The organism is Desmonostoc vinosum (genome assembly GCF_059505385.1).
The window spans coordinates 1-4865 of the sequence record NZ_JCACKM010000276.1 but is presented as its reverse complement, the minus strand read 5'-3'; the positions used below and the strand labels follow the sequence as shown (position 1 = coordinate 4865).

5 protein-coding genes are annotated in these 4865 nt (G+C 40.1%); all 5 read right to left on the bottom strand.

Annotated features, from left to right (window positions below; all coding sequences use genetic code 11):
* Window positions 1-156: 156 nt before the first annotated feature.
* From AC5JMF_RS29365 to AC5JMF_RS29345, 5 genes are read right to left on the bottom strand one after another with little or no spacing between them, the layout of a single operon-like run.
* Entirely contained in the window at window positions 157-513 is a 357-nt protein-coding gene (locus AC5JMF_RS29365; RefSeq protein WP_495799231.1) for a DUF4351 domain-containing protein, read from the bottom strand.
* 22 nt (window positions 514-535) lie between these two features.
* On the bottom strand, window positions 536-871 hold the full coding sequence (locus AC5JMF_RS29360) for a XisI protein (RefSeq protein WP_495799230.1): 336 nt from the start codon (window positions 869-871) through the stop codon (window positions 536-538).
* A 30-nt stretch (window positions 872-901) separates the two neighbouring features.
* Entirely contained in the window at window positions 902-1303 is a 402-nt protein-coding gene (locus tag AC5JMF_RS29355; protein WP_495799229.1) for a helix-turn-helix domain-containing protein, read from the bottom strand.
* 44 nt (window positions 1304-1347) lie between these two features.
* The gene (locus AC5JMF_RS29350) at window positions 1348-2604 is read right to left on the bottom strand and encodes a restriction endonuclease subunit S (RefSeq protein ID WP_495799228.1); all 1257 of its coding nucleotides are present in this window, start codon (window positions 2602-2604) and stop codon (window positions 1348-1350) included.
* Window positions 2604-4760, bottom strand: coding sequence for a type I restriction-modification system subunit M (locus tag AC5JMF_RS29345; RefSeq protein WP_495799227.1), 2157 nt, complete (start codon window positions 4758-4760; stop codon window positions 2604-2606). Before AC5JMF_RS29345 ends, AC5JMF_RS29350 begins: the two co-directional genes overlap by 1 nt.
* Between the last annotated feature and the right edge of the window lie 105 nt (window positions 4761-4865).

Sequence of the window (4865 nt, the reverse complement as noted above, 5' to 3'; positions counted from 1 at the left end):
GAGAGATAGCCTTGGGATGGGGTAAGGCATCAAGTAAAAATAAGTAGTGCGAGCAACTTGCTCGCGCGGGCAAGATGCTCGCACTACAAATATTAAATTGTTCAACTTATTTTTACACGAATCCTAAGTAGCAAGTATCACCTTTAAAACAATACTTCAAATACTTTGTTGCTCATCCAACCAAGCAACTAAATCATCTACCTCAGACATTCTAAGAAGTGCGCGACATAAAGACTCTAATTGTTCAATTTTAAAAGCTTGAACTTTTGGATAAATTGAATCATCAATCTCACCAAAACGTTCTTCCAACAGAGACATACACAAAGAAAAAGCCTCTTGTTGTTTTCCCTGTTCTTGTCCCTTCTGTAAAATATCTTGATAAATAACGGACTCTTGCATAATATCCTCACTTAACATCTGACGAATCAAAGTTTTGTCAAACCGCAAACCCGCTAGAATTTCTGTATACCCAGCGATATTCTGTTTTGTCTCTCTATCTAAAATTTTAGCCACTTTTTCAGCAACCTCTTAATATTTAACCTACAGCATAATCTGTGAATTGGCGTTTAAATGGCGAATGAAAGCCGATGACAATATCCTGTTTGGGGATACCTAAATTTGCTAAATCTTCTCCAACTTCATTTTCTGTTCCATTGTGTTGCAGCCAAACTTTACCATCTTTGATGTCTAGATGTAAAAAACAACCATAAACACGACGGTCATTTTTCCAGACGACATTCACAAGTTGATAGTGGTGATGTTCTGTGTCAAAAATTAATTGGGTTTCAATTTCTGTATCTTGATGAGAAATTGCAGCGTATTCTTGGAGAAGTTGCTGAATTATGTGTTGATATTTTGTTAGTTTATCCATTCGACAATTTCCTCGGTTACAGGTTGATAATCAATCTATAAACAACTCAGGATCAACTTGGAAAAATTCACTCAATGCTTTCGCTTGTGTTTTACTAATCTCTTGCTTACCGTTGATAATTTCAGACACAATACTACTCGAACCAATTACACCAATTAAATCAGCTTGTTGTAAATTTCGAGCTTCGATTAAATGGAGAAGTATTGATAATGAGTTTGTTTCACCCATTGGGTATGTTTCATTTTCATATTTTTCTATTAAAGCAATCAACAAATCATATAAAGCCGATTCTTCAGATGTTCGGTTTGTTCGGTGTGCGAGTTCTTCAGCTATGAGTGTTGCTTGTTCGTTTTCTGCGTCATTTGTAATTACTTTTGGTTGATACTTAGCTAGTAATAGGGCGTAAGTTTCTGGATTAAAAGTAAGGCTCATTATGAGAGTACTTTTTCAAGTATGATATGATAGCTATTTGTTTTCTACACGGCGATACTTCCGTTCATCAGGCGAGGAAGGAGTAAATCACGGGCTTCTTGTAGCTTATATATAGTTTTTTGTAATTTTTCTTTTTGAATAAATAAATTATTTAAAATTTCAGATGCCTGATTTTGCATCTCTATTGAAGGTACTATTATAGGAACTTTGCGTAATTGAGACTGACGAATCCCGAAAACTGTAGTCCCACTTTTTCGAGCATGAATTTCTCCCTGCATCTGAGACGAATTTAAAGCGCAAAATAGAATAACTGGTTTAATAACTTCTGGATTTGCTCTGATACTATATAATCTTTGGCTCAAACAAAACTTATTATCCTCAGCAAGATAATACAGTTCTCCTAAAGGAGCTTCTGAAGTCATCAAAATATCACCCTGTTTTAGTTCTGACTTCATCCATTTTTGATATAAATCTTCATCAACAAGCTTACACTTCTCTAAATTAATAAGCTTACCTTTTTTTACATTCAATGCAGAAAGTGCTATGATTCCTGAATTTGACCAATCACTACCTAGTTTTTTTGGTGTTTTGCCTCGGTAGTCAATAATTTCTAAAACAATATCATCTAATGTCAAAACTCTCCACCCCTCTGGAATACCATTAACTACCTTTACTGACTCGTAGCCAGGGAAGCGCAGATGCACAAACCATTCCTTGTAAAGCAGATGGATGGACTCTTCCAGCAGTGCTATTCGGCGGTTGTTGTTGTCGATGAGGCGATCGTAGGTTGAGAGGATGTTAGCTATGCGTTGTTGAGTTGCAAGTGGCGGTAAAGCAAACGAGTAGGATAGAATATCTTTTCCACTAATGTGAGGAACGTTAACGCCAGTGGTAATTGTTTCAATGTGAGCTTGAAAAGCTGGACTCGCTACTAAGTAACGTAAAAAGTCAGTTTCTAAACCGTTATATCCACGAAGACGAGCAACCCGTTGTACTAACAATGCACGAGGTTCGTGATTACGTATCCATGAAAACTTCAAACGACCTTGAACAATAGGACGATCCATTGCAAGGACAACATCACCTGGATTTAGCTCGAACTTCTCAAAGTCTTTTGCTTCACTGGCAGGCCACCTAACTGCTTTCATCCAGTCTATTTCACGATGGCCGAGATTTTCACCTTTAACTAGCGGAACATCTTCTGGTGAAAGGCTAAAACGAGAACTTTTGAAAGAATAACCGGCTAAAAAGTCACAGTGGTTTAATAAGGAAACTAATTGTCTATGAAAAACTTTTGTCATCACAGTAAATCCTCAAAATTAGCAGCAATACTCGCCGCTAACTCCACCGCTTCCTCATTCAAACTCGCCAACTCTAAATTAATTTCCCGCATTCTCTCCTCAAAATCATCCTCGTCTTCCCCATCCACGGCAGCCACACCAACATAACGCCCAGGTGTTAAACTACTATCCTGCTGGGTTATTTCATCCCGCGTTACCACCTTACACAACCCTGGTACATCCACAAACACGGCTTCGGGAAAGCGTGATTGTAACCAGCTAACTTGTGCTTTCACATACAACGTAGATTTAATAGCAGAAATAGCCGTATCTCGCGCTGTATCCAGTGCATCACGTTGTTTTTTAATTTCCTTTGCGTCCCAAGTTTCTTGTTTACGTGCGTCTAACTTTTTCTCTGCCAGTTCCACAGCGCGAGTGGCGAGTTTATGCACTTCGTTAATGTGCTTTTGCAGAGTTTTCAATTGGGGAATAAATTGTACAAACTTTACTGCACAGTCTTTTTGCGCTTCATTAGTAGAAAGTGACTCAGCTTGAGTAGCAAACCATGCAAGATGCACTTGTAACTCACTAATTAAATCTTCTCTCGCCGCAGTAAATTCTTGAATCCCCACTTCTAACTCAACCAAAGTAGCACGGAAAGTCTCTATATTCTGATTAGCGATATCTTCAGCAACTAATCCCTCAACTTCCGGTAAATCTTTTAATAAAGGAAGGGAAGCCCCAAGACGATCGCTAAAACTCTGCAATAATTGTGTCAACTTAATTAACGGTGACTCTAACTGTGTCAACGCACCTGCAATAGTCGCCGCTTCTTGATGCGTCTTGTTTAAATAATCTTGCACCAACCCTAAATAACGTTTTTGCTGTCCGCGATACAACCAAGCGATCGCAGTGATATTCTGGAGTTGTTCTTCACTAAAATCGCGGATTTTGCGCGTCACTACCCGGTAAATATTCCGCGCATCAATCATCAACACTTTATCTTGGCGTTCTGCTGGTTTTCCCTTGTCAAAAAACCACAATGTACAAGGTAGAGATTTTGTGTAAAAAAAGTTTGTGCCAATAGAAACAATCACATCCACCGCTTGAGTGGCAATTAACTCCTCTCGAATCTCCTTTTCCCCATGTCCCGCATCCGATGCCGAACTCGCCATTACAAACCCGGCTCTACCTCGCTGATTTAAATAACTGTAAAAATACTGTATCCAAAGGTAATTTGCATTGCTCACTGCTTTAGTTTTCGCAGCAATTCCCGGTATCTTTTTCTCAGTAAACAGCCGGGAGTCAGTCTTCACCTTCTCTGGACTCACCCCATCGACGTTAAACGGCGGGTTAGACATGACAAAATCACATTGACCAAGCAACTCTTCCCAGCGATCGTAAAAAGTGTTACCTTGGCGAATTATCCCTTCTAAAGCGTGAACCGCTAAGTTCATCCGCGCTAAACGGGTGTTAGTATCCGATTTCTCCTGTCCGTAAAAAGTAATTTTTGCAGACGCATCCTCACCGCGATTTTCCACAAAATGTCCCGTCTGCACAAACATACCCGCACTACCACAAGCAGGATCTAAGACATTTCCCCGGTCAGGTTCAATCATATTTACAATCGTCCGTACCAAAGAAGGCGGTGTAAAAAATTCGCCTCCTTCCTGTGCGCCACTCATGGCAAACTTATTCAAAAAATACTCATAAATTCGCCCAAACACATCACCCGTGGCTTTCCGCAACTCCTCCCGGTCAAAAATTCGCACCAAACTATACAGCAAATCCGGCTCAAAGCTGGTGTACTCCTTCGGTAACACCCCCTGCAACATCTGAGTTTCATCCTCAATCGCTTTCATCGCTGTATTAATCGCCTTGCCAACATCAGCGTTTTCTGCCAAATTCAGAATGTAATCATACTGAGCTTCAGTTGGTAAAAAAATTGCTGACTTTCCTTTAAAGTCATCTTTGGTAATCGGGCGTTTTTTTCCACCCCGCGAAGGTAAACTCTTTTCAATCTCCGTCTTTACAGCATTGAAGCGATTTGTCGCATGGCGTAGAAAGATTAGCCCCAGTACGGGCATACTGTATTCATTAGCATTGAGTTTTGAGTTAGCACGGAGTTGGTCTGCGGCTTCCCACAGGGAAGATTCAAGTTGACTGATATTGAGCATGGTTTGTTACCGTAGGCGTAGCCCGTCGTAGACATCACTTAGGCGAAATTATCACTAGACCTCTTGCAAAAGTCGGATACTCGCCAGAAAATAAATTTTCTGGCT

What these genes read in the sequence shown, in the direction of transcription:
- AC5JMF_RS29360 (WP_495799230.1), bottom strand. Translation starts at nt 871, where the DNA reads ATGGATAAACTAACAAAATATCAACACATAATTCAGCAACTTCTCCAA.
- AC5JMF_RS29355 (WP_495799229.1), bottom strand. Translation starts at nt 1,303, where the DNA reads ATGAGCCTTACTTTTAATCCAGAAACTTACGCCCTATTACTAGCTAAG.
- AC5JMF_RS29350 (WP_495799228.1), bottom strand. Translation starts at nt 2,604, where the DNA reads ATGACAAAAGTTTTTCATAGACAATTAGTTTCCTTATTAAACCACTGT.
- AC5JMF_RS29345 (WP_495799227.1), bottom strand. Translation starts at nt 4,760, where the DNA reads ATGCTCAATATCAGTCAACTTGAATCTTCCCTGTGGGAAGCCGCAGAC.